The sequence below is a fragment of the Sphaerotilus hippei genome (genome assembly GCF_003201595.1).
Taxonomy (GTDB): Bacteria; Pseudomonadota; Gammaproteobacteria; order Burkholderiales; family Burkholderiaceae_C; genus Sphaerotilus; species Sphaerotilus hippei.
Genome location: NZ_QJJS01000031.1, coordinates 1 through 20,973, shown reverse-complemented (window position 1 = coordinate 20,973; position 20,973 = coordinate 1). Strand labels below are relative to the sequence as shown.

At 69.1% G+C, this 20,973-nt stretch carries 18 protein-coding genes; 8 read left to right on the top strand and 10 right to left on the bottom strand.

All coding sequences use genetic code 11. From position 1 onward, the window contains the following. Positions 1 to 18: 18 nt before the first annotated feature. The 4 genes from C7444_RS19610 to C7444_RS19595 all read right to left on the bottom strand — a co-directional run bounded on the left by C7444_RS19610 (position 19) and on the right by C7444_RS19595 (position 5,461). Positions 19 to 2,412 carry a 3-hydroxyacyl-CoA dehydrogenase/enoyl-CoA hydratase family protein gene (locus C7444_RS19610; protein WP_110402549.1) on the bottom strand — a complete coding sequence of 798 codons (2,394 nt, stop codon included), beginning with the start codon at positions 2,410 to 2,412 and terminating at the stop codon, positions 19 to 21. A 37-nt stretch (positions 2,413 to 2,449) separates the two neighbouring features. Beyond that, positions 2,450 to 2,896 (bottom strand): DUF2147 domain-containing protein, encoded by a 447-nt coding sequence (locus C7444_RS19605; protein ID WP_211317611.1) that lies wholly within the window; start codon positions 2,894 to 2,896, stop codon positions 2,450 to 2,452. A 32-nt stretch (positions 2,897 to 2,928) separates the two neighbouring features. After that, positions 2,929 to 4,719 (bottom strand): acyl-CoA dehydrogenase C-terminal domain-containing protein, encoded by a 1,791-nt coding sequence (locus tag C7444_RS19600; RefSeq protein ID WP_110402548.1) that lies wholly within the window; start codon positions 4,717 to 4,719, stop codon positions 2,929 to 2,931. Positions 4,720 to 4,798: 79 nt separating this feature from the next. Then, positions 4,799 to 5,461 carry a TetR/AcrR family transcriptional regulator gene (locus C7444_RS19595; RefSeq protein WP_245909654.1) on the bottom strand — a complete coding sequence of 221 codons (663 nt, stop codon included), beginning with the start codon at positions 5,459 to 5,461 and terminating at the stop codon, positions 4,799 to 4,801. 230 nt (positions 5,462 to 5,691) lie between these two features. Here C7444_RS19595 and C7444_RS19590 point away from each other — a divergent pair, with 230 nt between their 5' ends. From C7444_RS19590 to C7444_RS20430, 6 genes are all read left to right on the top strand, one after another. Further along, the gene (locus C7444_RS19590; RefSeq protein WP_110402546.1) at positions 5,692 to 6,249 is read left to right on the top strand and encodes an HNH endonuclease; all 558 of its coding nucleotides are present in this window, start codon (positions 5,692 to 5,694) and stop codon (positions 6,247 to 6,249) included. Positions 6,250 to 6,361: 112 nt separating this feature from the next. Next, the gene (locus C7444_RS19585; protein WP_110402545.1) at positions 6,362 to 6,880 is read left to right on the top strand and encodes a glycine zipper 2TM domain-containing protein; all 519 of its coding nucleotides are present in this window, start codon (positions 6,362 to 6,364) and stop codon (positions 6,878 to 6,880) included. 157 nt (positions 6,881 to 7,037) lie between these two features. After that, positions 7,038 to 7,328: a co-chaperone GroES gene (locus C7444_RS19580; RefSeq protein ID WP_110402544.1), complete on the top strand. Its 291-nt coding sequence runs from the start codon at positions 7,038 to 7,040 to the stop codon at positions 7,326 to 7,328. A 59-nt stretch (positions 7,329 to 7,387) separates the two neighbouring features. Then, positions 7,388 to 9,031, top strand: a complete 1,644-nt coding sequence (groL, locus tag C7444_RS19575; protein WP_110402543.1) for a chaperonin GroEL — start codon at positions 7,388 to 7,390, stop codon at positions 9,029 to 9,031. A 147-nt stretch (positions 9,032 to 9,178) separates the two neighbouring features. After that, on the top strand, positions 9,179 to 9,856 hold the full coding sequence (locus C7444_RS19570; protein WP_110402542.1) for a glycosyltransferase: 678 nt from the start codon (positions 9,179 to 9,181) through the stop codon (positions 9,854 to 9,856). A gap of 10 nt (positions 9,857 to 9,866) precedes the next feature. Then, entirely contained in the window at positions 9,867 to 11,537 is a 1,671-nt protein-coding gene (locus C7444_RS20430; RefSeq protein WP_211317610.1) for a class I SAM-dependent methyltransferase, read from the top strand. Between the two features lie 84 nt (positions 11,538 to 11,621). On the opposite strand, the gene C7444_RS20825 is transcribed toward C7444_RS20430, so the two are convergent. The 4 genes from C7444_RS20825 to C7444_RS20355 form a co-directional block, all read right to left on the bottom strand. Continuing rightward, positions 11,622 to 12,038 (bottom strand): pilin, encoded by a 417-nt coding sequence (locus C7444_RS20825; protein WP_110402541.1) that lies wholly within the window; start codon positions 12,036 to 12,038, stop codon positions 11,622 to 11,624. A 133-nt stretch (positions 12,039 to 12,171) separates the two neighbouring features. Then, the gene (locus tag C7444_RS19555; protein ID WP_110402540.1) at positions 12,172 to 13,956 is read right to left on the bottom strand and encodes a tetratricopeptide repeat protein; all 1,785 of its coding nucleotides are present in this window, start codon (positions 13,954 to 13,956) and stop codon (positions 12,172 to 12,174) included. Then, a complete protein-coding gene (locus C7444_RS19550; protein ID WP_170130816.1) occupies positions 13,953 to 15,839 on the bottom strand; it encodes a tetratricopeptide repeat protein in 1,887 nt (628 codons plus the stop codon). Before C7444_RS19550 ends, C7444_RS19555 begins: the two co-directional genes overlap by 4 nt. Positions 15,840 to 15,847: 8 nt before the next feature. Then, complete coding sequence (locus C7444_RS20355) at positions 15,848 to 16,204, bottom strand: hypothetical protein (protein ID WP_170130815.1); 357 nt, start codon at positions 16,202 to 16,204, stop codon at positions 15,848 to 15,850. Positions 16,205 to 16,370: 166 nt separating this feature from the next. On the opposite strand from C7444_RS20355, the gene C7444_RS19545 reads away from it, so the two are divergent. Further along, positions 16,371 to 18,191 (top strand): PglL family O-oligosaccharyltransferase, encoded by a 1,821-nt coding sequence (locus C7444_RS19545; RefSeq protein ID WP_146219455.1) that lies wholly within the window; start codon positions 16,371 to 16,373, stop codon positions 18,189 to 18,191. 22 nt (positions 18,192 to 18,213) lie between these two features. Here C7444_RS19545 and moaC read toward each other — a convergent pair whose 3' ends face one another. Beyond that, positions 18,214 to 18,696, bottom strand: coding sequence for a cyclic pyranopterin monophosphate synthase MoaC (gene moaC, locus C7444_RS19540; RefSeq protein ID WP_110402537.1), 483 nt, complete (start codon positions 18,694 to 18,696; stop codon positions 18,214 to 18,216). A 105-nt stretch (positions 18,697 to 18,801) separates the two neighbouring features. Here moaC and C7444_RS19535 point away from each other — a divergent pair, with 105 nt between their 5' ends. After that, positions 18,802 to 20,394, top strand: a complete 1,593-nt coding sequence (locus C7444_RS19535) for a M48 family metalloprotease (RefSeq protein ID WP_110402536.1) — start codon at positions 18,802 to 18,804, stop codon at positions 20,392 to 20,394. A 30-nt stretch (positions 20,395 to 20,424) separates the two neighbouring features. Here C7444_RS19535 and C7444_RS19530 read toward each other — a convergent pair whose 3' ends face one another. Further along, entirely contained in the window at positions 20,425 to 20,787 is a 363-nt protein-coding gene (locus tag C7444_RS19530; protein WP_110402555.1) for a phage holin family protein, read from the bottom strand. Positions 20,788 to 20,973: the final 186 nt, after the last annotated feature.

Sequence of the window (20,973 nt, the reverse complement as noted above, 5' to 3'; positions counted from 1 at the left end):
TGTGTCTCCTGCGCGGCGTCAGTTGCGCACCGGCTTGCCGGTCTGCAGCATGCCCATGATGCGTTCCTGGGTCTTGGGGTGGTCCAGCAGGGCGCAGAAGCGCTGGCGCTCCATCGCCATCAGGTAGTCCTCGGTCACCAGGGTGCCGGCGTCGACGTCGCCGCCGCAGACCACCTGGGCGATCAGGCTGGCGATGTGGAAGTCGTGCGCGCTGATGAAGCCGCCGTCGCGCATGCCCACCAGGCTGGCCTGGATGGTGGCGATGGCGTCGCGTCCGGCGACCGCGAAGGGCGCCTTCACCGGCGCTCGCCAGCCGGCCTGCACCAGCGCGCGGACCTGGCCGAGCGCCACGTGCAGCAGCTCGTCCTTGTGCGGCACGATCACGTCGGACTCGAGCAGGTAGCCCAGCTGGCGCGACTCGAGCGCGCTGGTGCCGACCGTGGCCATCGCGGCGGCCTGGAACCCGTCCTTCAGGAAGGCCAGCAGGTCGGTGCCGGGGGCCGAGGCGGCCTTCTCGGCCGCCCGCCGGGCGATCCAGGTCAGCCCGCCGCCGCCCGGCAGCACGCCGATGCCGACCTCGACCAGGCCGACGTAGCTCTCCATCGCCGCGACCCGCTGCGCGCAGTGCACCGCGAACTCGCAGCCCCCGCCCAGCGCGATGCCGCGCAGCGCCGCGATCACCGGCACGCTGGCGTAGCGCACGCGCAGCATCAGGTCCTGCAGCTTCTTCTCTTCCGGGGCGATGCCCTTGGCGCCGTGTTTCATGAACACCGGCATCAGCGCCTCGAGGTTGGCACCGGCCGAGAACACGTCGTCGGGCGACCAGACCACCAGGCCCTGATAGGACGCCTCGGCCAGGTCGACCGCCTTCATCAGCCCTTCGGTCACGGCCGGGCTGATCAGGTGCAGCTTGCAGGTGATGCTGGCGATCAGCACCTCGCCGTCGAGCGTCCACAGGCGCAGGTCCTCGTTGCGGAAGACCTCGGTGCCGCTGCGCAGCGCGTCGATCGAGCCGTCGCCGACCAGGCTCTCGGGGAAGTGCTGGCGCTGGTAGACCGGCAGCGTCGAGCGTGGCACCGGCGCGCTGGCGGCGGGTGACCACGAGCCTTCGGGCGTGTGCACGCCGGTGCGGCCGTCGAAGACCCAGTCCGGCAGCGGGGCGCTGCACAGCGCGCGCCCGGCGTCGATGTCGTCCTTCACCCACTGCGCGACCTGCTGCCAGCCCGCTTCCTGCCACAGCTCGAACGGGCCCTGCTTCATGCCGAAGCCCCAGCGCATCGCGAAGTCGACCTCGCGGGCGCTGGTGGCGATGTCACCCAGGTGCACCGCGGCGTAGTGGAAACCGTCGCGCAGCAGCGCCCACAGGAACTGCGCCTGCGGGTTGCCCGATTCCCGCAGCAGCTTCAGGCGCTCGCCGGCCGGCTTCTTCAGGATGCGGTCGATGATCGGATCGGCCTTGCCGCCCGCGGCCACGTAGTCGCCCCGGGCCGGGTCGAGCCGCAGGATGTCCTTGCCGACCTTCTTGTAGAAGCCCGCGCCGGACTTCTGGCCGAGCGCGCCCTGCTCGATCAGCCGCGTCAGCACGGCGGGCGTGGCAAAGCTGGCGTGGAAGGGGTCGTTCGCCCGGTCGGGGCCGAGCGTGTCCTGCATCGTGCGGATCACGTGCGCCATCGTGTCCAGGCCGACCACGTCGGCGGTGCGGAAGGTGCCCGAGCTGGCCCGGCCGAGCTTCTTGCCCGTCAGGTCGTCGACGACGTCGCAGCCCAGCCCGAAGCGCTCGGCCTGGTGGATGGCCGACAGCATGCCGGCGATGCCCACGCGGTTGGCGATGAAGTTGGGCGTGTCGCGCGCCCGCACCACGCTCTTGCCCAGCGTGCTGGTGACGAAGGTCTCGAGCTGGTCGAGCGACCGCGTGTCGCTCGTCGGCGTGGGGATCAGCTCCACCAGGGCCATGTAGCGCGGCGGGTTGAAGAAGTGGATGCCGCAGAAGCGCGGTTTCAGGTCCTCGGGCAGTGCCTCGGACAGCTGCGTGATCGACAGGCCCGAGGTGTTGGAGGCCAGGATCGCGTGTGGCGCGAGGTGCGGCGCGATCTTCGCGTAGAGCGCATGTTTCCAGTCCATGCGCTCGGCGATCGCCTCGATCACGAGGTCGCACTGGCCCAGCAGCGCCAGGTCGTCCTCGTAGTTGGCCGCGCGGATGCGGGCCGCGTCGGCGGCCAGGCCCAGCGGCGCGGGCTTGAGCTTCTTCAGGTGCTCGATCGCCTTGAGCGCGATGGCGTTCTTCGGGCCTTCCGGGGCCGGCAGGTCGAACAGCACCACCGGCACCTTCACATTGACCAGATGGGCGGCGATCTGCGCCCCCATCACGCCCGCGCCGAGCACGGCGACCTGGCGGACATGGAATCGATTCATCGTGTCTCTCTCCTGAGGGTTCTGAAGGGTCAGCGGGTCATTCGACGCGCTGCCAGGTCTGCGTGCGACCGAGCAGCGGGGTGCCGATGTAGCCCCGCACTTCCAGCCGGCGTCCGCCGTCGGCCGGGCGCAGGCGCACCTTGTAGGTCTTGCCGTTGTTGGGGTCGAGGATCTCGCCGCCCTCCCAGTCGTCGCCGGCCGGCTTGACGCCGCGGAGGATGGTCATGCCGGCGACGGGCTTGTCCTTGCGCTCGTCGCTGCACTTGCTGCAGACCGCGTCGGCCCTGGCCGGGTCGAGCAGTTTCTCGATGCGCCCGCTCAGCACGCCCGCCTGCTCCTGGATGCGCACCAGCGACTTTTCCTGCTTCGTCTCGTCGTCGATCGTCTTCCACAGCCCGACGGGCGAGGTCTGCGCCCAGGCGGGGGCGCCACCCAGGGCCAGCAGCAGGGCGGGGACCAGGGTCTTCAGCAGCGGGGCGTTCATGGCGGGTCGGGGCTCCATCGGTTCAGATCGGTTCAGAACAGCGTGGCGTCCATCGCCATCAGCGGCGAGGCACCGGCACGGGCGCTGCGGATCAGGCCGGCCGTCTCGGGCAGCAGCTTGGCGAAATAGAAGCGGGCGGTGTGCAGCTTGGCGGTGTAGAAGGCGTCGCCTTCGGCCTGCCGGTCGAGCGCGACCATGGCCATGCGGGCCCACAGGTAGGCGAACACCAGGTGGCCGACCACCCGCAGGTAGTCCACCGCGGCCGCACCGACCTCGTCGGCGCTGCCCATGCCCTTCATGCCCAGCTCCAGCGTCAGCTTGCTGACCTTGTCGCCCAGGTCGGCCAGCGGGTTGATGAACTCCTGCATGTCCTCGCGCACGCCGGCGTCCTCGGCGAACTCGGTGATCCGGCGGCCGAAGGCCTTGAGTTTCCTGCCGTTGTCGCCCAGCACCTTGCGGCCCAGCAGGTCCAGCGACTGGATGGTGTTGGTGCCCTCGTAGATCATGTTGATGCGGGCATCCCGCACGTACTGCTCCATGCCCCATTCGGCGATGTAGCCGTGGCCGCCGAAGACCTGCATGCAGTGCGAGGTGGCGATCCAGCCGTTGTCGGTCAGGAAGGCCTTGACGATCGGGGTCAGCAGCGCGACCTCGTCGGCGGCCGCGCGGCGCACGTCCTCGTCGGGGTGGTGCAGTTCCTGGTCGAGCAGCAGCGCGGTGTGCACGCACAGCGCCCGGCCCCCTTCGGCGTAGGCGCGTGCGGTCAGCAGCATCTTGCGCACGTCGGGGTGCACGAGGATCGGATCGGCCGGCAGCTCCGGGGCCTTCGGGCCGGTCAGGCTGCGCATCTGCTGGCGCTCCCGGGCATAGGCGACCGCGTTCTGGTAGGCCACCTCGGTCAGCCCCAGCGACTGCATGCCCACGCCCAGCCGTGCGGCGTTCATCATCACGAACATCGCCTGCAGGCCCTTGTGCGGCTCGCCGACCAGCGTGCCCACGGCGCCGTCGAGCACCATCTGCGCGGTCGCGTTGCCGTGGATGCCCATCTTGTGCTCCAGCCCGCCGCAGTGGATGGCGTTGCGCTCGCCGAGCGAGCCGTCGGCGCGGACCCGGAACTTGGGCACGACGAACAGCGAGATGCCCCGGGAGCCGGCCGGTGCGTCCGGCAGGCGGGCCAGCACCAGGTGCACGATGTTGGCCGCCATGTCGTGCTCGCCGGCGGAGATGAAGATCTTGTTGCCGGTGAGCCGCCAGCTGCCGTCGGGCAGCGGCTCGGCCTTCGTGCGCAGCAGGCCCAGGTCGGTGCCGCAGTGCGATTCGGTCAGGCACATCGTGCCGGTCCACTCGCCGCTGGTCAGCCGCGGCAGGTAGGTGGCCTTCTGCTCGGGCGTGCCGTGGGCGTGCAGGCATTCGTAGGCCCCGTGCGACAGGCCCGGATACATCGTCCAGGCCTGGCTGGCGCTGTTGAGCATCTCGTAGAGGCACTGGTTGACGGTCTGCGGCAGGCCCTGGCCGCCGTGGGCGGTGTCGCAGCTCAGCGAGGCCCAGCCGCCGTCGACGTACTGCCGGTAGGCCTCCCGGTAGCCGGGCGGCGTGCGCACCTCGTGGGTCACGGGGTCGAGCGTGCAGCCGGCCCGGTCGCCCGCCTGGTTGAGCGGGAAGACGACCTCGGCGGCGAACTTGCCGGCCTCCTCGAGCACCGCGTTGACCGTCTCGACGTCGGTCTCCGCATGGGCGGGCATCTCCTTGAAGGCGTCGGTGACGCGGATCAGTTCGTGCAGCACGAACTGCATGTCGCGCAGGGGCGGGCGGTACTGGGGCATGTCTGTCTCCTCAGCGGGGCTGGTTCTTGGCGGAAAGGCGCGACGGCGCGCACCGGTCGGACCCGGTGCGCCGCCGCCGTCACGGGGTGTCGGCGGGGGCCGGGGTGCGGTAGCGGTCCAGCACGTTCATGAAGCCGCGCTCGGCGCGCTCGAGCGCGCCCGGGTTGCGCAGGAAACGGGCGTCGTGGTGCAGGGCGAGGATCAGCCCGTGCAGCTCGAACAGCATCTGGCGCGGATCGGTGTCGGCGCGCAGGTGGCCTTCATCACGCGACTGCAGGATGGAGCGCTGCAGCCCGGTGTGCCAGGTGTGCACCATGTCGGCCAGCGCCTCGCGCACCGGGCCGGGCCGGTCGTCGAACTCGACGGCCCCGCTGATGTAGATGCAGCCCGAGTCGATCTCCACGCTGACCCGCTTGACCCAGCGGCCGAACATCGCGATGAGCCGGGGCAGGCCGCGCGGCTCCCGGATCGACGGGTAGAACACCTCTTCCTCGAAGCGGGTGTGGTACTCGCGGATCACCGAGATCTGCAGTTCCTCGCGGGAGCCGAAATGGGCGAACACGCCCGACTTGCTCATGCCGGTGAGGTCGGCGATGGCGCCGATCGACAGGCCTTCCAGTCCCTTCTGGGACGCGAGGCCCAGGGCCGCATCGACGATGGTGGCGCGCGTCTGCTGTCCCTTCTGGGCGGTGCGGGCGCTGCCGGTGCGGCTCGAGCGAAGATCGGCGGAGGAGGTCGACACGGTGGTTTCGGGGGTCAAGGAGCGGTGGGTTGGCAATAGCACGAACGATCGTTCTATTCTCATCCATCCCGCCACTTGTGCAATCCGGGCCCGGGCTCAAAGCCCTAGACTTGAAACTCTAGTCAGATTCTGCACCCGCAGGGCGGCTCGGCCAGCGATTCAGTTGGATTTCTTGTCCCCGGCGTGCCGCTTGTCATGCGCATGTTCTATGCTTGGTCAAGGAGCATGCCATGGATGTGCTGCAACTCGATGTCTCGGGTCGTCCGCAAGCTTGGATCTCGACCAAGGAGGCGGCCACGCTGTACGCCAGCGACGCGGTCGCCTGGACGCTGGGGGAGCCTTTCCTCGTCTTCCGCGGTGGCTTCCAGCGTGTCAGCGGCATGCAGTCGCGCATCGAGCTGCATCCGATCATCGCGGTGCGCGGGTCGGTCCCGTCGCGGGCCTGGCGGCAGGTGCCGGCACTGACCAATGGCAAGCTGTTCGTGCGGGACCGTTACCTCTGCGCCTATTGCGGCGGGCACTTCGAGGCCGATGACCTGACCCGCGAGCACATCCTGCCGTCCTCGCGGGGCGGGGCCGACTCCTGGATGAACTGCATCACCGCCTGCCGGGGCTGCAACGGCCGCAAGGGCAACCGGCTGCTGCACGAGGTCGGCATCGAGCTTTTTTACCTGCCCTACATCCCCAGCCTGCACGAGGACATGATCCTGCGCGGACGCCGCATCCTCGCCGACCAGATGGAGTTCCTGCTGGCCAGCGTGCCCCGTCACAGCCGGTTGCACGGCTGAGACCGTCGCCCGCCTCGGCGATCGGCCGGCCCGCCGGTCGGCCGGGCGAGGGCCTGGCCCGTTGCAGCTCAGGTCCCTCCTTCATCGTCACCTCGTTCACATGAGTCCCACCATGCCCCATCCCGTCCCCCGCTCTCCGGTTGCCGTCCGTGGCTGGTCCTCCCGTCTTGCCGCCCTGCTGGTGGTGACGCTGCTGGCCGCGGGCTGCAGCACCACCAGCCCCGACGTCATCCAGCCCGGGGACGCGCAGCGCCTGTCCACCGTGCAGGACGCGGTGGTGCTCAACGTGCGCCCGGTCGTGGTCGACGGCTCGCAGAGTGGCGTGGGTGGCGTGGCCGGCGGGGTCGTGGGTGGCATCGCCGGGGGGGGCCTGGGCGGTCGCCGCGAGAGCCAGGCCGCCGCCGTGGTCGGTGCCGTCGCCGGCGCGGTGATCGGCAACGTCATCGAACGTGCCGGCACGCGCGAGGAGGCGGTCGAGATCCTGATCCAGCTGTCGACCGGCGAGCGCCGTGCCATCGTGCAGGCCAAGGGCAAGGAAGAGCTGCAGCCCGGCGACGCCGTGCTGCTGGTCAACAGCGGGGGCCGCACCCGCGTGATGAAGGCCCCGGTCGTCAGCGCCACGCCCCGCTGAGCGATGCCCTGACGGGGCGCCGGCGAAGATTCCCTTCTTTTCTGCAGGTGTGCCCTCTTGAAAGCTGAGGGGGCGTTCCTATAATCTGAGAGCGTTAGCACTCGCAGCCAGTGAGTGCTAGTGATCCAAACACCTGCTTTGTCCCCTAGGAGATGCAATGAAACTTCGTCCTCTGCACGATCGCGTGATCGTCAAGCGCCTGGAACAAGAAACCAAGACCGCTCTGGGCATCATCATCCCCGACAACGCCGCCGAGAAGCCTGACCAAGGCGAGATCCTGGCTGTCGGCCCGGGCAAGCGCAATGACAAGGGCGACTTCGTGGCCCTGAACGTGGCTGTGGGCGACCGCGTGCTGTTCGGCAAGTACAGCGGCCAGACCGTCAAGGTCGATGGCGAAGAACTGCTCGTGATGCGCGAAGAGGACCTCTTCGCCGTGGTCCAGAAGTAAGACTCGCAAGAGCCTTCCGGTCCCGCAACGCCCCCTTTCAACAGAATCTGGAGTCATACATGGCAGCTAAAGACGTTATCTTCGGTTCCGACGCCCGTCACCGCATGGTCGAAGGCGTGAACATCCTGGCCAACGCGGTCAAGGTCACCCTGGGCCCCAAGGGTCGCAACGTCGTGCTCGAGCGCTCGTTCGGCGCCCCGACCGTGACCAAGGACGGCGTGTCCGTGGCCAAGGAAATCGAACTGAAGGACAAGCTTCAGAACATGGGCGCGCAGATGGTCAAGGAAGTCGCTTCCAAGACCTCCGACATCGCTGGTGACGGCACCACCACCGCCACCGTGCTGGCCCAGGCCATCGTGCGCGAAGGCATGAAGTACGTGGCCGCCGGCATGAACCCGATGGACCTGAAGCGCGGCATCGACAAGGCGGTCGCCGCCCTGGTCGCCGAGCTGAAGAAGGCTTCGAAGGCCACCACGACCTCCAAGGAAATCGCGCAAGTCGGCTCCATCTCGGCCAACAGCGACGAGACCATCGGCAAGATCATCGCTGACGCGATGGACAAGGTCGGCAAGGAAGGCGTGATCACCGTCGAGGACGGCAAGTCGCTGGACAGCGAACTCGACGTCGTCGAAGGCATGCAGTTCGACCGCGGCTACCTGTCGCCGTACTTCATCAACAACCAGGAAAAGCAGTCGGCCCTGCTGGACAACCCGTTCGTGCTGCTGTACGACAAGAAGGTGTCCAACATCCGTGACCTGCTGCCCACGCTGGAGCAGGTCGCCAAGGCCGGCCGTCCGCTGCTGATCATCGCCGAAGACGTCGATGGCGAAGCGCTGGCGACCCTGGTGGTCAACACCATCCGCGGCATCCTGAAGGTCGTGGCCGTCAAGGCCCCGGGCTTCGGCGACCGCCGCAAGGCCATGCTGGAAGACATCGCCATCCTGACGGGCGGCAAGGTCATCGCCGAAGAAGTCGGCATGACGCTCGAGAAGGTCACGCTGGCCGACCTGGGCCAGGCCCAGCGCGTCGAAGTGGGCAAGGAAAACACCACCATCATCGACGGTGCGGGTTCGGCTGCCGACATCGAAGCCCGCGTCAAGCAGGTCCGCATCCAGATCGAAGAAGCGACCAGCGACTACGACCGTGAAAAGCTGCAAGAGCGCGTGGCCAAGCTGGCTGGCGGTGTGGCCGTGATCAAGGTCGGCGCCGCGACCGAAGTCGAGATGAAGGAAAAGAAGGCCCGCGTGGAAGACGCGCTGCACGCCACCCGTGCGGCCGTCGAAGAAGGCATCGTGGCTGGCGGCGGCGTGGCACTGCTGCGTGCCCGTCAGGCTGCTGGCGCCATCAAGGGCGACAACGCTGACCAGGACGCCGGCATCAAGCTGGTCCTGAAGGCGATCGAAGCCCCGCTGCGCGAGATCGTAGCCAACGCCGGTGGCGAGCCGAGCGTGGTCGTGAACGCGATCCTGGCCGGTTCGGGCAACCACGGCTTCAACGCCGCCAACGACACCTACGGCGACATGATCGAGATGGGCATCCTGGATCCGACCAAGGTGACCCGTACCGCTCTGCAGAACGCCGCTTCGGTGTCCAGCCTGATGCTGACCACCGAGTGCATGGTCGCCGAGGCCCCCAAGGAAGACGCTCCGGCCATGCCGGGCGGCGGCATGGGTGGCATGGGCGGCATGGGCATGGACATGTGATGTCCGCTGCCTGAGCCTTCCCGCTCAAGCGATGAAAGGGCCGCAGCGATGCGGCCCTTTTTTGTTGGCTGTTGCACGGATCTTCCCGTGGATGGGGGGAGGGTGGCTGATAAAGTGAAAATCCGTCAGCCTCCTCCCGCCTTCACCATGATCCGAGTCTTCATCGGTTTCGACCCCCGCGAAACCGCCCCGTGGCATGTGCTCTCGCACAGCATCATGGCGCGTGCCAGCGAGCCCGTGGCGCTGGTGCCGCTGGCGCTCGGCTCGCTTGGCGGGCTGATGTGGCGCGAGCGCAATGCGCTGCAGTCCACCGACTTCTCGTTCTCGCGTTTCCTGGTGCCCCACCTCAGCGGCTACGAGGGCTGGTCGCTGTTCATGGACTGCGACATGCTGATGCTCGACGACATCGCCCGGCTGTGGGCGCTGCGTGACGATCGCCATGCGGTCATGTGCGTGCAGCACGACCACCGTCCCGCCGAGAAGACCAAGTTCCTCGACGCTCCGCAGACGGCCTACGGCAAGAAGAACTGGTCGAGCGTCATGCTCTTCAACAACGCCCGCTGCCGGGCGCTGACGCCCGACTACGTCAACACCGCCAGCGGGCTGGAGCTGCACCAGTTCAAGTGGCTGGACGACGACACCCAGATCGGCGCCTTGCCCGCCAGCTGGAACCACCTGGTCGGCTACGACGAACCCCGCCCCGGCATGAACAACGTGCACTTCACCATCGGCGGCCCCTACTTCCACGAGTACGCCGACTGCGAATACGCCGAAGCGTGGTTCGCCGAGCGGGAGGCGATGCTGAGGGTGGATCAGCGTGGTTGATCGTCAGGCCATGGACATCGACGTCCAGCATCCTGGCTCCTTGAAGATCCAGTGGCTGGTGGACGGCATCGAAGGCAATGCCCAGGAAGGTTACCGGTCATCACTGGCATCGAATCGTTACCGGGTGATCTTTCCCGCGCAGACGTTGATCGACCTGGGGCACCAGGTGGAGTTGGTGTCGGCTCAACGGCCACCGTGGGTTGCCGGTACGGACAAGCCCGATGTTCTCATCATCGGAAAGATCTGGCCGGCTGCTGATCCCGGATATTTCCAGAAGATTTCCAGTGCGGTCCTGGGTGCCGTGAAAAACGCGGTCGCGAATGGCGTCAAGGTGATTGCCGATTTCAATGATGACCACTTTTCACGGCCTGACATCGGTGACTATTGGACGAACCTGGCTCGGTCCGTCGACCTCTGTGTCGCCGGGTCCGAGGCCATGGCGCAGGCGCTGCGCACCCATACCCAGGTACCGGTGGTCGTCATCGGTGATCCTTTGGCTTCGCCCTTGGGGCTGCCCAAGGTTTTTGATGGCACCAAGTCGGCCCGGCCGTGGCTGGGTCGGCTGGCGTTGCGCAGTGGTCCGCCTGCTCGATTGAAAATGGTCTGGTATGGGCACCAGAGCAACTGGGATGCGATGCGTCAGTGGACTGAAAAACTCCTGCCTTTGAGCACGAGCCAGCCATTCTCGATCAGGATTTTGACGCGTGCTTCCACGGCGATTGAGCGCCATGTCGAGCAGTACAACCTGCAGCACGGTCCCGATGCACTGCTGAATTTTCAGCCTTGGTCCGAGGATGCGCAGTGGGCTGCCGTGGCCGAGAGCGACATCGTGCTCGTTCCCGCAGATGTTCACGATGCCCGGAAATCAGTCAAGACGGCGAATCGCGTGACGGATGCGCTGCACGCAGGGCGGCAGGTCATCGCCTCTCCATTGGGCTCTTACCAGCCCTTCGGCCACTGTGCGGTTCTGACCGACGATCCCGTCAGCGCGGTCCGCAGCGTGATCAGTGATCCGGACGGGACGATGGCGAGGATCAAGTCAGGACAAGTCCTGGTCCAGCAGCTTTGTGGGCTCTATCCGGTCGCGCAGAGTTGGGTGCGAGCGTGCCGGGAGGTCGCCCATCGGCCACGGCATCCAACCGGTGGATCCACTGAATCATCTGCCGTCAGATTGAATCTGGGTTGCGGCGACAAGATCATTTCCGGCTACGTCAACGTCGACATCGTTGAATCACGTTCTGGCAAAAAGCCGGATGTGCTGTGTGACCTGAGGCGCTTGCATCCTTTTGCTGACGGGGCTGTGGATGAGGTGATGGCAATCCACGTGGTGGAGCATTTCTGGCGTTGGGAAGTCGCCGACATCCTGCGTGAATGGTTTCGTGTGCTCAAACCGGGTGGCTTGATGGTCCTGGAGTGTCCTAATCTGCTGAGCGCCTGCCAGGCCCTGCTGGACAATCCGGTGGAAGGCGCCCGGGCGGATCAGGCGGGACAGCGCTCGATGTGGGTCTTTTATGGTGATCCCGCCTGGCAGGATCCACTCATGATCCATCGATGGGGATACACACCACACAGCCTGTCCGTGTTGATGGCTGAAATCGGTCTTGTACACATTCGGCAGGAGCCTGCACAGTACAAGCTGAGAGAGCCGCGGGACATGCGCTTGGTCGGGGTCAAGCCGTGACTGCGTGATTGCAGCAGGCGTAAAAAAGCCCCAGAAGCTGGGGCTTTCTGTCAACGACCGGATGGATGGTCGTCGCCGGTCGTGTCAGTCCTGGCGGCAGGACGACGGCGACAAGTTTTCCGGGCTCACGCTGCAGGACCAGACCACAGTTGCTGCATTGCTGTTCCAGCTCGGTGCAAGAACAACTGACGCAGCAGTTCCGCCAAACTCGCTGGCGACACCGCCAATGGTGATCAGACCTGAAGCTGTTGTGATGCTCGCCGTAGCGATCTTGCCGGCTGCAGCCGGAGCGGTGATCCCGGAGACGTTGATGGCGCCCGCGTTCTGCGAGTTCTCCGTCACGGCCGTGCGGGTCGAGCTGGCCGCCAGCAGCAGCTCGGACACCTTGGCGCGCAGGGTGTAGTCACGGTAGGCCGGCAGGGCGACCGCGGCCAGGATGCCGATGATCGCGACGACGATCATCAGTTCGATGAGAGTGAAGCCTCTCTGAATGCTCTTCATGGGAAATTCCTCCGCCACTTGCTGCGCCCGGACCGTCCGACCGCCTGCTCCAGCAGCGCAAGCTGTGTGCCCGCCTCGGATCCGTGTTTTTCCGGAGGAATCTGGCCGTTCTGGACGGGCTGGCGGTATTTCGTCACATCGCGGCGAGGGCTGGGCTGACATTTTTTGTCAGCTGGGCCAGGGCGACTGTCAATTCTTGGCAGGCCGGGGTCCACTCGCCCCAGGCCGGTTGACGAAACAGGCGTGAACTGGGGTACCAGGCCATCGAGCGGGCGTGGGCGGTGTAGCGCCAGCCGGGGGCATGGGGGGTCAGGATCCAGACCGGGCGACCCAGGGCCCCGCCGAGGTGGACGATGGCGGTGCAGACCGTGACCACCAGGTCGAGCGCGCCGACCAGCGCGGCGGTCTGGTCGTAGTCGGCGATCGCGTCGGGGAAGTCGTGGATGGGGGCGTGACCGAGGGCGCGCAGGCGGGCGAGGTCGGCGTGGTAGTCGCCGTACTGCAGGTTGACGAACTGCACGCCCGGGACCTGCAGGATCGGCGCCCACTGCTCCGGTGCCAGGCTGCGGGCCCGGGAGCGGGTGCGCTCCGTGCCGCCACGCCAGGAGATGCCGACCTTGAGTCCGGGGCCGAGCGTGTCGCTCAGGCGTTGCCGCCAGGCGGCGACCTGCTGCGGGTCGGCCTGCAGGTAGGCGGGGCGATCGGGAAAGTCGTCGTCCGCCAGCCGGAACAGGCCGGGCAGGTCGCCGGAGGGGATCTGCCAGTCGGGCGCGGGCAGGCCGGCCAGCCAGGCGGGCGAGTTCTCCCGCTCGGTGGCGAGGAAGGTCAGGTCCGGGAAGGAGCGCTGGAAGAGCGCCAGCAGCCGGGGCTCACATTCGATGATCACCCGCCCGGCTCGGCGCCTCAGGTCGTCGAAGCAGGAGGCATACATGATCTCGTCGCCCAGGCCCTGGTCGGCCAGCACCAGCAGCGTCTGGTCCGGGATCGTGCGGCCGTCCCAGAGCCGGTAGGGCATCGGCCGGAACCGTGAGGCACCGGCGGCAAAACGGGCCCGGTAGTGCGCCCAGCCGGCGGCCCAGCGTCCCTCGAGCAGGTCGAGCTGGCACAGGTACCAGCGCACCTGGTGGTCGTTCGGGCGCTGCCGCTGCAGCTGCTCGAAGAGGGCCCGGGCCTCGGCGTAGCGCCCGCAGTTCTGGTAGGCGCTGCCGAGGTTGAGCCGCAGGATGTGGCCCGGGTCGGCCTGCCTGGCGACCGCCTGCTCGTAGCAGGCCAGCGCGGCCGGCTCGTCGTCGAGCCGCAGATGGCAGTGGCCCAGGTGGATCCGTGCCTCGAGGTGATCGGGGGCGAGGGCCAGCGTGGCCTCGAAGGCCAGGCGGGCCGGCTGGACCTGATCGAGTGCCAGCAGGCACTGCCCCTGGCGGTAGCGGGTCAGGATCTTCAATTTGTCCGTGCGTGCGAGCTGGTCCGCACGCTCCAGTGGCTCCAGTGCTTCAGTGAAGCGATCCAGCCGCATCAGCGTCTCGCCGAGCTTGAACCAGGCCGCGCCCAGGCCGGGGGACAGCGCGACCGCGACATCGAGGCTCTCGAGCGCGCCGGGCAGGTCCGATCGGGCCAGCAGGCACTCCGCGATCTCGTACTGCACCCGGCCGGGGTCGGGCGCGGTGGTCAGCAGGTCGTCGCACAGGCGCAGCGCGGTCGTGGTGTCGCCTTCCAGCCGGCACAGCTGGGCCTCGACCAGGGTCAGCTCGGGCGCCTCGAGGCCGGCGGCTCGGGCCTGGTCCAGCAGCAGGCGAGCGTGGGGCAGATCCTGCCGGTCGATGCTTTCTTCGATGGCCAGCACCCGGGCCGTGGTGGCGGGCGCCGGCGCGGGCTCGGCCGGTGCGCTGGTGGCGGTCTTGCCGAACTTCCAGAACCTCATGCCGCCACCCCGCGGGCTGCGGCGGGGGCCGTCAGGGCGCGCAGGCGCGAGCGCAGCGTGCCGAGCACCGGCGCCCAGTCACCGGCCCGCCCCTGCCGCACCAGCTGCAGGCTGGGGTACCAGGGGGTCTGCTCACCGCTGGCGAGGTAGCGCCAGCTCGGATTGCTCGGCACCAGCACCAGCCCGGGCCGGCCCAGCGCGCCGGTGAGGTGGGCCTGGGTCGAGCAGACGGTGACGATCGCGTCGCAGGCCACCGTCAGCGCGGCCATGTCGTCGATCTCGCCCAGTCCGGACAGGCCGGGGTGCACGGTGATGCCGTGCTGCTCGGCCAGCCAGGCGAGCTCGGCGTCGACGTCGCCGTACTGCAGGCAGACCAGCTGCACGTCGTCGTCGTGCAGCGCCAGGGCGAGCTCGGCCAGCTGCAGCGAGCGCTGGTGGCGGGCGGTGGAGGCCACGCCACCACGCCAGGCGATGCCGATCCGGCGCCGCGCCCCGGTGACCAGCTGGGCGTGCCAGTGGCCGATGCGCTCCGGATCGGCCTTCAGATAGGCCGGGCGCGCGGGGAAGTCGGCGGCCTGGCGCCGGAACCAGCGCGGCAGGCTGCCGATCGGCAGCTGGCGGTCGAAGGCCGGCAGGCCGGCAGGCCAGTCGTTCAGGTCGCAGTTGGCGCTGCGGCCGACCACGGTGACCTCGGGAAAGGAGCGGGCCATCAGGGCCTGCAGGCGGGGTCGCACCTCGAGCACGCACCGGGCACCCTGCGCCATCAGGTCGGGCAGGCAGGAGGCGAACAGGATGATGTCGCCCATGCCCTGCTCGGCGTGCACCAGCACCTGCAGGCCGGCCGGCTCGTCGCGGCCGCGCCACTCGAGCTCGGGGTAGCGGCGCACCGGGCTGTTCTCGACCCGGCGGCGGGCCTCGTACAGGTCCCAGCCGCTGGCCCAGCGCTGCTGCAGCAGGTGAACCTCACCCAGGCCGCCCTGCGCATCGGCGTGGTCGGGCTGGATCCGCAGGGCGGTCTCGAAGGCCTGTTCGGCCTCGGCGCAGCGGTCGGTGGCGGCCAGCAGCTTGCCGCGCGCGACATGGGTGCCGACATGGCGGGCGTCCAGGCTCAGCGCATGGGCGAGGGTGGCTTCGGCCGCCTCGAACTCGCCCAGGTTCATCTGGATGTCGGCGAGCACGACCCACACCCGCGCGCTGCCGGCCTTGTGGCGGGTGGCCTCCAGGGCGGCGGCCAGCGCCTCGTCGAGCCGCTCGGCCCGCCGCAGGGCCATCGCGAGGTTGCTCTGCGCGAGCCCGTGGTCCGGGCGCAGCACGAGCGCCCGCCGGATCAGCTCGATGGCGGTGTCGACACGCCCCTGCTTCAGCGCGACCAGGCCGAGGTTGTGCCAGGCGTGGGGGTTGTTCGCATCGCGCTCGGTGGCGCGCTGGAACTTGGAGGCGGCCTGGGGCAGGTTGTCCATCTCCAGGTCGACGAGCCCCCAGTGCGTCAGCACCTCGGCGTTCATCGGCTCGATGCGGTGGGCGGTCTCCAGATGCAGGTAGGCCTCCTCGAGGCGCCGCAGGCGCAGCAGTGCCAGCCCCAGGCCTTCCTGGGCCCGGGCCGACAGGGCCTGCAGCTGCAGTGCCCGCCGGTAGGCGACCTCCGCCGGTTCGGCCCGCCCCAGCTGCAGCAGCCAGTCGCCCAGCAGCGTCTGGCCGACGGCATCGTCCGGGCCGGACTGCAGCAGGGCCTGCAGCTCGGTGATCAGCGCCTCGCGCCGGATGAGGTCACCGTCGCGGAACTGGCCGATGCGTTCGTCGTGGCGCAGCGCCGGATCGTCGGACGGGGAGGGCGAGGCGCGCCGCAGGCTGCGCCCCATTTCCTTGAACAGGGCCTTGAGCATGCCGCGGTTCAGGCCTTGCCGGAGGCGGCGGATTTGCGGTCGCCCTGGCGGGTGACGTAGATCACCAGCGCTTCGGTGGCCGTCTCGACGAACTTCTCCGGGTAGCCCTTGTCGGTCAGCGCCCAGCGGAACGCGTTGCCGAGCCGGGCCTTGCCGAACAGGCCCAGGTTCCATTCGCGGCTCTTGCTGACGCCCTTGTTGATCACGCTCTCCAGGATGTTGGTCACGGCCTGGGGCGACAGGCGCCGGCCTTCGCCGCTGGCCATGCTCGGCGGGTAGCGGCGCGTCAGCTCGTTGACCAGCGATTCGGCCAGCGTGTTGATCTCGGTGCTCGCGAAGAGCTTCTTGAAGAATGGGAGCGGCATGGTGGCGGCAGTGCGGGGTCGTGCGGTAGGGGCCGGGCAGGCAGCCGGCCGACGGTGATTTGAAGATAGCACGGCGCCCGCGATTTTCGGCTTCGGGCGGCGGCGGCCGGCGGGGGTGGCGTGATCATTGACAATCGTCGCCCGTCCACCGGACCTGGAGCGACCTGTGAATTCCCTGCGCAGCCCGACCACCCCTCACCCGGCTCACCTGGGGTTGGCGCTGATCGCCGTGGCCCTGCCGATGCTGCTGGCGACCAGCACTTCGCCGGTCTCGACATTCTTCAACCAGTGGCTGGCCGCCTGGGGCATGGGCACCTGGCTGCTGCTGGCCGGCAGCCCGGGGGCCACCCCGGTCGCCGGCTTCACCCGCAGCGGCCTGGCCCGGCTGGGGCAGCCGCAGCGTGCCGCGATGTGGATGCTGCTGGGACTCGGGCTGCTGAGCCTGGCCCAGGTGCTGACGCCGGCACCCCTCGGCCAGCGGCTGGTGCCGCTGGCCTGCCTGCTGCTCGCCGCGGTGCTGCTGGCCACCAGCGCGCTGGCGGCGCAGGCGGGTGACGACCGTTCGCTGGTCGAGCCGCTGATGTGGGCCCTGCTGGTGGCGGGGGGGCTGAGCGTGCTGGTCGGCCTGGTGCAGGTGTTCGTGCCGAGGCTGGCCGACGGCCTGCTGATCGCGTGGCCGACCACGCCCGGGCGGGCCATCGGCAACATGCGCCAGCCCAACCAGCTGTCGACCTTGCTGATGTGGGCCTGTGCGGCGGCGATCTGGCTGGCGGTGCGCCGCCGCTGGCCGCTCGTGCTGCTGGGCACGCTGCTGGCTGCGCTGGTCTTCGGCGTCGTGCTGACCGCCTCGCGCACCGGCACGGTCGGGGTGCTGCTGCTGGCGCTGTGGGGCGCGATCGACCGCCGGCTGCCGGGCCGCGTGCGGCTGCTGATGCTGGCGATGCTGCCTCTGTACGCGCTGGGCTGGTGGGGGCTGGAGCTGTGGAGCGCCCACACCGGCGACACCTTCTACGGCGACGACCAGATCCGCAAGACGCTGCATGGCGACGCCAGCAGCTCCCGCGGCAAGATCTGGTCCAACACGCTGGCGATGATCGCTGCCCACCCCTGGTTCGGCGTCGGTGCCGGGGCATTCAACTTCGTCTGGTCGATGACGCCGTTCCCGGACCGTCCGGTCGCCTTCTTCGACCACTCGCACAACCTGCCGATGCAGCTGGCGGTCGAGTCGGGCCTGCCGCTGGCGGTGGCGGTGCTGGGCTGCGCTGGCTGGGCACTGTGGAAGGGCCGTCGCGGGCTGGTGTGCGCCGACCTGCCGGCCGCCCGGGGGGCACGGACCGCGCTGTTCATGCTGGTGGTGGTCAGTGTGCACAGCCTGCTCGAGTACCCGCTGTGGTACGTCTACTTCCTGCTGCCGACGGCCCTGCTGGCCGGCTGGTATGCCGGACTGGCCGCGGGTGACGGTGCGGCCCCGGCATCGGAGCGCCCCGTCGCCGGGCACCGGGCCCCGCCGGTCCTGGCCGCGGTCGGGCTGGCGGTGATCGTGGGCAGCCTGTGGGCGCTCTACCAGTACTGGACCGTGACGGTGGTGTTCGAGCCCCAGATGGAGTGGGGTGCCCGCACGTCGCTGGAGCACCGCATCAGCCGCGCCCAGCGCAGCGTGCTGTTCGGCCAGCACGCCGACTACGCCCGCGTCACGATGGCCGAGCACCCCGAGCAGGTGATCGACCAGTTCGAGCGGCCGCTGTTCCACCTGCTCGACACCCGGCTGATGACGGCTTACGCCCGGGCGCTGGCGGCCCGGGGGGACCTGGAGCGGGCCCGGCATGTCGCCGCGCGCCTGCGGGAGTTCCGCAATCCGGCGGCCCGGGCGTTCTTCGAGCCCTGCGACGATCCGGCGCTCGAGCCCCGGCCGTTCCAGTGCGGTCCGGATCCGGCGCTGCCGGCGGCGGCGCTCTGGCCCGCCGCTGCGGCGGCGGGCAGTCGCTGAGCGGGTGCAGCGGTGTCGGGGGTCAGCGCGTGACGCTCCAGTCGCCCGACTTGCCCCCGTGTTTCTCCAGCACCCGGATCTCGCCCATCACCATGCCGCGGTCGGCGGCCTTGCACATGTCATAGATCGTCAGCAGGCCGACCTGCACGGCGGTCAGGGCCTCCATCTCGACGCCGGTGCGGCCCACCGTCTCGACGGTGGCCACGACCTGCACGGTGCTGCCGGCCTCGTCGACATGGAACTCGACCGCCACCCGGGTGATCGGAAGGGGGTGGCACAGCGGGACCAGGTCGGCCGTGCGCTTGGCGCCCTGGATCGCGGCGATGCGGGCGATGCCGAGCACGTCGCCCTTCTTGGCGGTGCCCGAGGTGATCAGCGCCAGGGTGGCCGGCTGCATGCGGATGTGTCCGCTGGCCACGGCCACCCGGTGGGTGATGTCCTTGCTGCCGACGTCCACCATGTGGGCCTGGCCCTGGGCGTCGAAGTGGGTGAGCGGCTGGTTCATCGAGGTCTTTCCGGCGGGTCCGCCTGCGTTGACAGAGGAGAGACATTGTCGGGGCATGATGTGCCGGTCGATGTCGCACGGGGGCGCCAGCTCCCATCGAGAAGGATGAGCGTGACCATCAAGAACGGGTTCAAGACGGTGCTGCTGGCGGCGCTGATGGCCGGCCTGCCGCTGGCGCCGGGCCTCGGACGGGCGGCGCCGGGTGACCGTCAGGCGCTGCCGGCGCTGGGGGACGCGACCTCGGAGGACCTGAGCGTGGCCGACGAGCGGCGCCTGGGCGATCGCATCATGAGCCAGATCCTGCCCGATCCGGACGTCGTCGACGATCCGCTGCTGCAGGAGTACCTGGACAGCCTCTGGCAGCCACTGCTGGCTGCCGCCCGCCAGCGCGGTGACCTCACCGACGAGCTGGACCAGCACTACGCCTGGAAGGCCTTCCTGGTGCGTGACCGCACGGTCAACGCGTTCGCGCTGCCGGGTGGCTACATCGGCGTGCACCTGGGGCTGATCTCCGTGACCGGCTCGTCCGACGAGCTGGCCTCGGTGCTGGCGCACGAGCTGTCGCACGTGACGCAGCGCCACATCGCCCGCTCGATGGCCACGCAGCGGCGCCAGTCGATGCTCAGCCTGGCCTCGCTGCTGCTGGGGGTGCTGGCGGCCTCCCGCAGTCCGGATGCCGCCAACGCCATCCTGACGGGCGGTCAGGCCGTCGCGATGCAGGGACAGCTGAACTTCTCCCGCGACATGGAGCGCGAGGCCGACCGGATCGGCTTTTCGGTGCTGAGCGGTGCCGGTTTTGATCCGGGCGGCATGGCCCACATGTTCGACCACCTGCAGCAGGCCTCGCGCCTGATGGACAACAACCAGTATCCCTACCTGCGCTCCCACCCGCTGACGACCGAACGCATCGCCGAGGCCCGCTCGCGCCTGGGCATCGGCGCCTTGCCGGTGGCCGAACCCCCGGGGGCCGCCGCCTGGTTGCATGCGGCCATGCAGGGGCGGGTCCGTGCGCTGATGGACACGCGCACCGAGTCCCTGCGCCGGCTGGTCAACCGGCAGGGCGCGGCCGAAGCCGGCGGGCGTGAAGGGATCTCGGCCAGCCCGGCGGCGCTGGCCGAGGCCTACGCGGCCTCGCTGGCCGCTCGTCGCCTGAAGGATCGTGCCACCGAGGACAGCGCGCTGGCCCGGGCCCGCACGCTGGCGGCCCCGTACCCCGGGGCCCGGCGGGCGGTGCGCATCCTGCAGGTCGAGTCCCTGCTGGCGCGGGGCCAGGCGGTGGAGGCCGGGCGGCTGCTGGAGACGGCCGAGCCGGATGCCTCACGCGCGGGCATGCTGCTGTCGTGCTCGGTGGCCCTGGCCGGTTCCGGTCCGCAGGCGGGGCTGCAGCCTTGTGCCGAGACCCTGCAGGCCTGGGTGGCCCAGCACGCGGACGACAGCACGGCCTGGACCCAGCTGGCCCAGGCCCGCGAACGCCAGGGCCAGCCGCTGGCCGCCCTGCGTGCCCAGGCCGAGGTCCAGCTGGCCCAGGGCAATACCCGGGGGGCGCTCGACCGCCTGCGGGCGGGTCAGCAACTGGCGCGCAGCACCCGCACGATCGACAGCCTCGAGGCTGCCGTCATCGATACCCGGCTCAAGCGGGTCGAGCAGCTCCGCCGCGAGGAGATGAATGAGGAGCGCAACGGGGATCGTGCGCCGTGAGGCCCGTGGTCCCGGGGCGATCCGGGGGTTTCAGTGCACCTGCCGCCGCGGGAACAGCCGCTCCAGCGCCAGGTCGATGATCACCGAGCAGGCGCTGTAGAGCATCGATCCCACCAGCGCGGAGCCGAAGCCGCTCACGCTCATCTGCGACATGATCGAGGCGGCCAGGTAGAAGGTCACCGCGTTGATCACGAACAGGAACAGGCCCAGCGTCAGGATGGTCGCCGGCAGCGTGAGCAGCACGAGGATGGGGCGCACCACCGCGTTGAGCAGGCCGAGCACCAGGGCGGCGATCAGCGCGGCGGTGAAGCTGCTGACGACCAGGCCGTCGTAGGCGTGTTCGATCAGCAGCAGTGCGGCGGCAAGCAGGAACCAGCGGGTCAGGAGTTTCATCATGGCGGGCGAAAGCATACTCGCACCGCTGTCGCCGATCGACCTGGACACGCGTGGCGGACCACGAGCCTGCAGCACGGAACATGAAACGAAAAAGCCGTCGCGAGCGACGGCTTGAGGCCTGGAGCCCGCGGGCCCGGAGCGTGCCGAGCGGGCGGCAGGGCAGGGCTTAGAGCAGGCCCTTGA

Coding starts and splice junctions, on each gene's coding strand:
- C7444_RS19610 (WP_110402549.1), bottom strand. CDS start 2,412: ATGAATCGATTCCATGTCCGCCAGGTCGCCGTGCTCGGCGCGGGCGTG.
- C7444_RS19605 (WP_211317611.1), bottom strand. CDS start 2,896: ATGAACGCCCCGCTGCTGAAGACCCTGGTCCCCGCCCTGCTGCTGGCC.
- C7444_RS19600 (WP_110402548.1), bottom strand. CDS start 4,719: ATGCCCCAGTACCGCCCGCCCCTGCGCGACATGCAGTTCGTGCTGCAC.
- C7444_RS19590 (WP_110402546.1), top strand. CDS start 5,692: ATGGATGTGCTGCAACTCGATGTCTCGGGTCGTCCGCAAGCTTGGATC.
- C7444_RS19585 (WP_110402545.1), top strand. CDS start 6,362: ATGCCCCATCCCGTCCCCCGCTCTCCGGTTGCCGTCCGTGGCTGGTCC.
- C7444_RS19580 (WP_110402544.1), top strand. CDS start 7,038: ATGAAACTTCGTCCTCTGCACGATCGCGTGATCGTCAAGCGCCTGGAA.
- groL (WP_110402543.1), top strand. CDS start 7,388: ATGGCAGCTAAAGACGTTATCTTCGGTTCCGACGCCCGTCACCGCATG.
- C7444_RS19570 (WP_110402542.1), top strand. CDS start 9,179: ATGATCCGAGTCTTCATCGGTTTCGACCCCCGCGAAACCGCCCCGTGG.
- C7444_RS20430 (WP_211317610.1), top strand. CDS start 9,867: ATGGACATCGACGTCCAGCATCCTGGCTCCTTGAAGATCCAGTGGCTG.
- C7444_RS20825 (WP_110402541.1), bottom strand. CDS start 12,038: ATGAAGAGCATTCAGAGAGGCTTCACTCTCATCGAACTGATGATCGTC.
- C7444_RS19555 (WP_110402540.1), bottom strand. CDS start 13,956: ATGAGGTTCTGGAAGTTCGGCAAGACCGCCACCAGCGCACCGGCCGAG.
- C7444_RS19550 (WP_170130816.1), bottom strand. CDS start 15,839: ATGCTCAAGGCCCTGTTCAAGGAAATGGGGCGCAGCCTGCGGCGCGCC.
- C7444_RS20355 (WP_170130815.1), bottom strand. CDS start 16,204: ATGCCGCTCCCATTCTTCAAGAAGCTCTTCGCGAGCACCGAGATCAAC.
- moaC (WP_110402537.1), bottom strand. CDS start 18,696: ATGAACCAGCCGCTCACCCACTTCGACGCCCAGGGCCAGGCCCACATG.
- C7444_RS19535 (WP_110402536.1), top strand. CDS start 18,802: ATGAGCGTGACCATCAAGAACGGGTTCAAGACGGTGCTGCTGGCGGCG.
- C7444_RS19530 (WP_110402555.1), bottom strand. CDS start 20,787: ATGAAACTCCTGACCCGCTGGTTCCTGCTTGCCGCCGCACTGCTGCTG.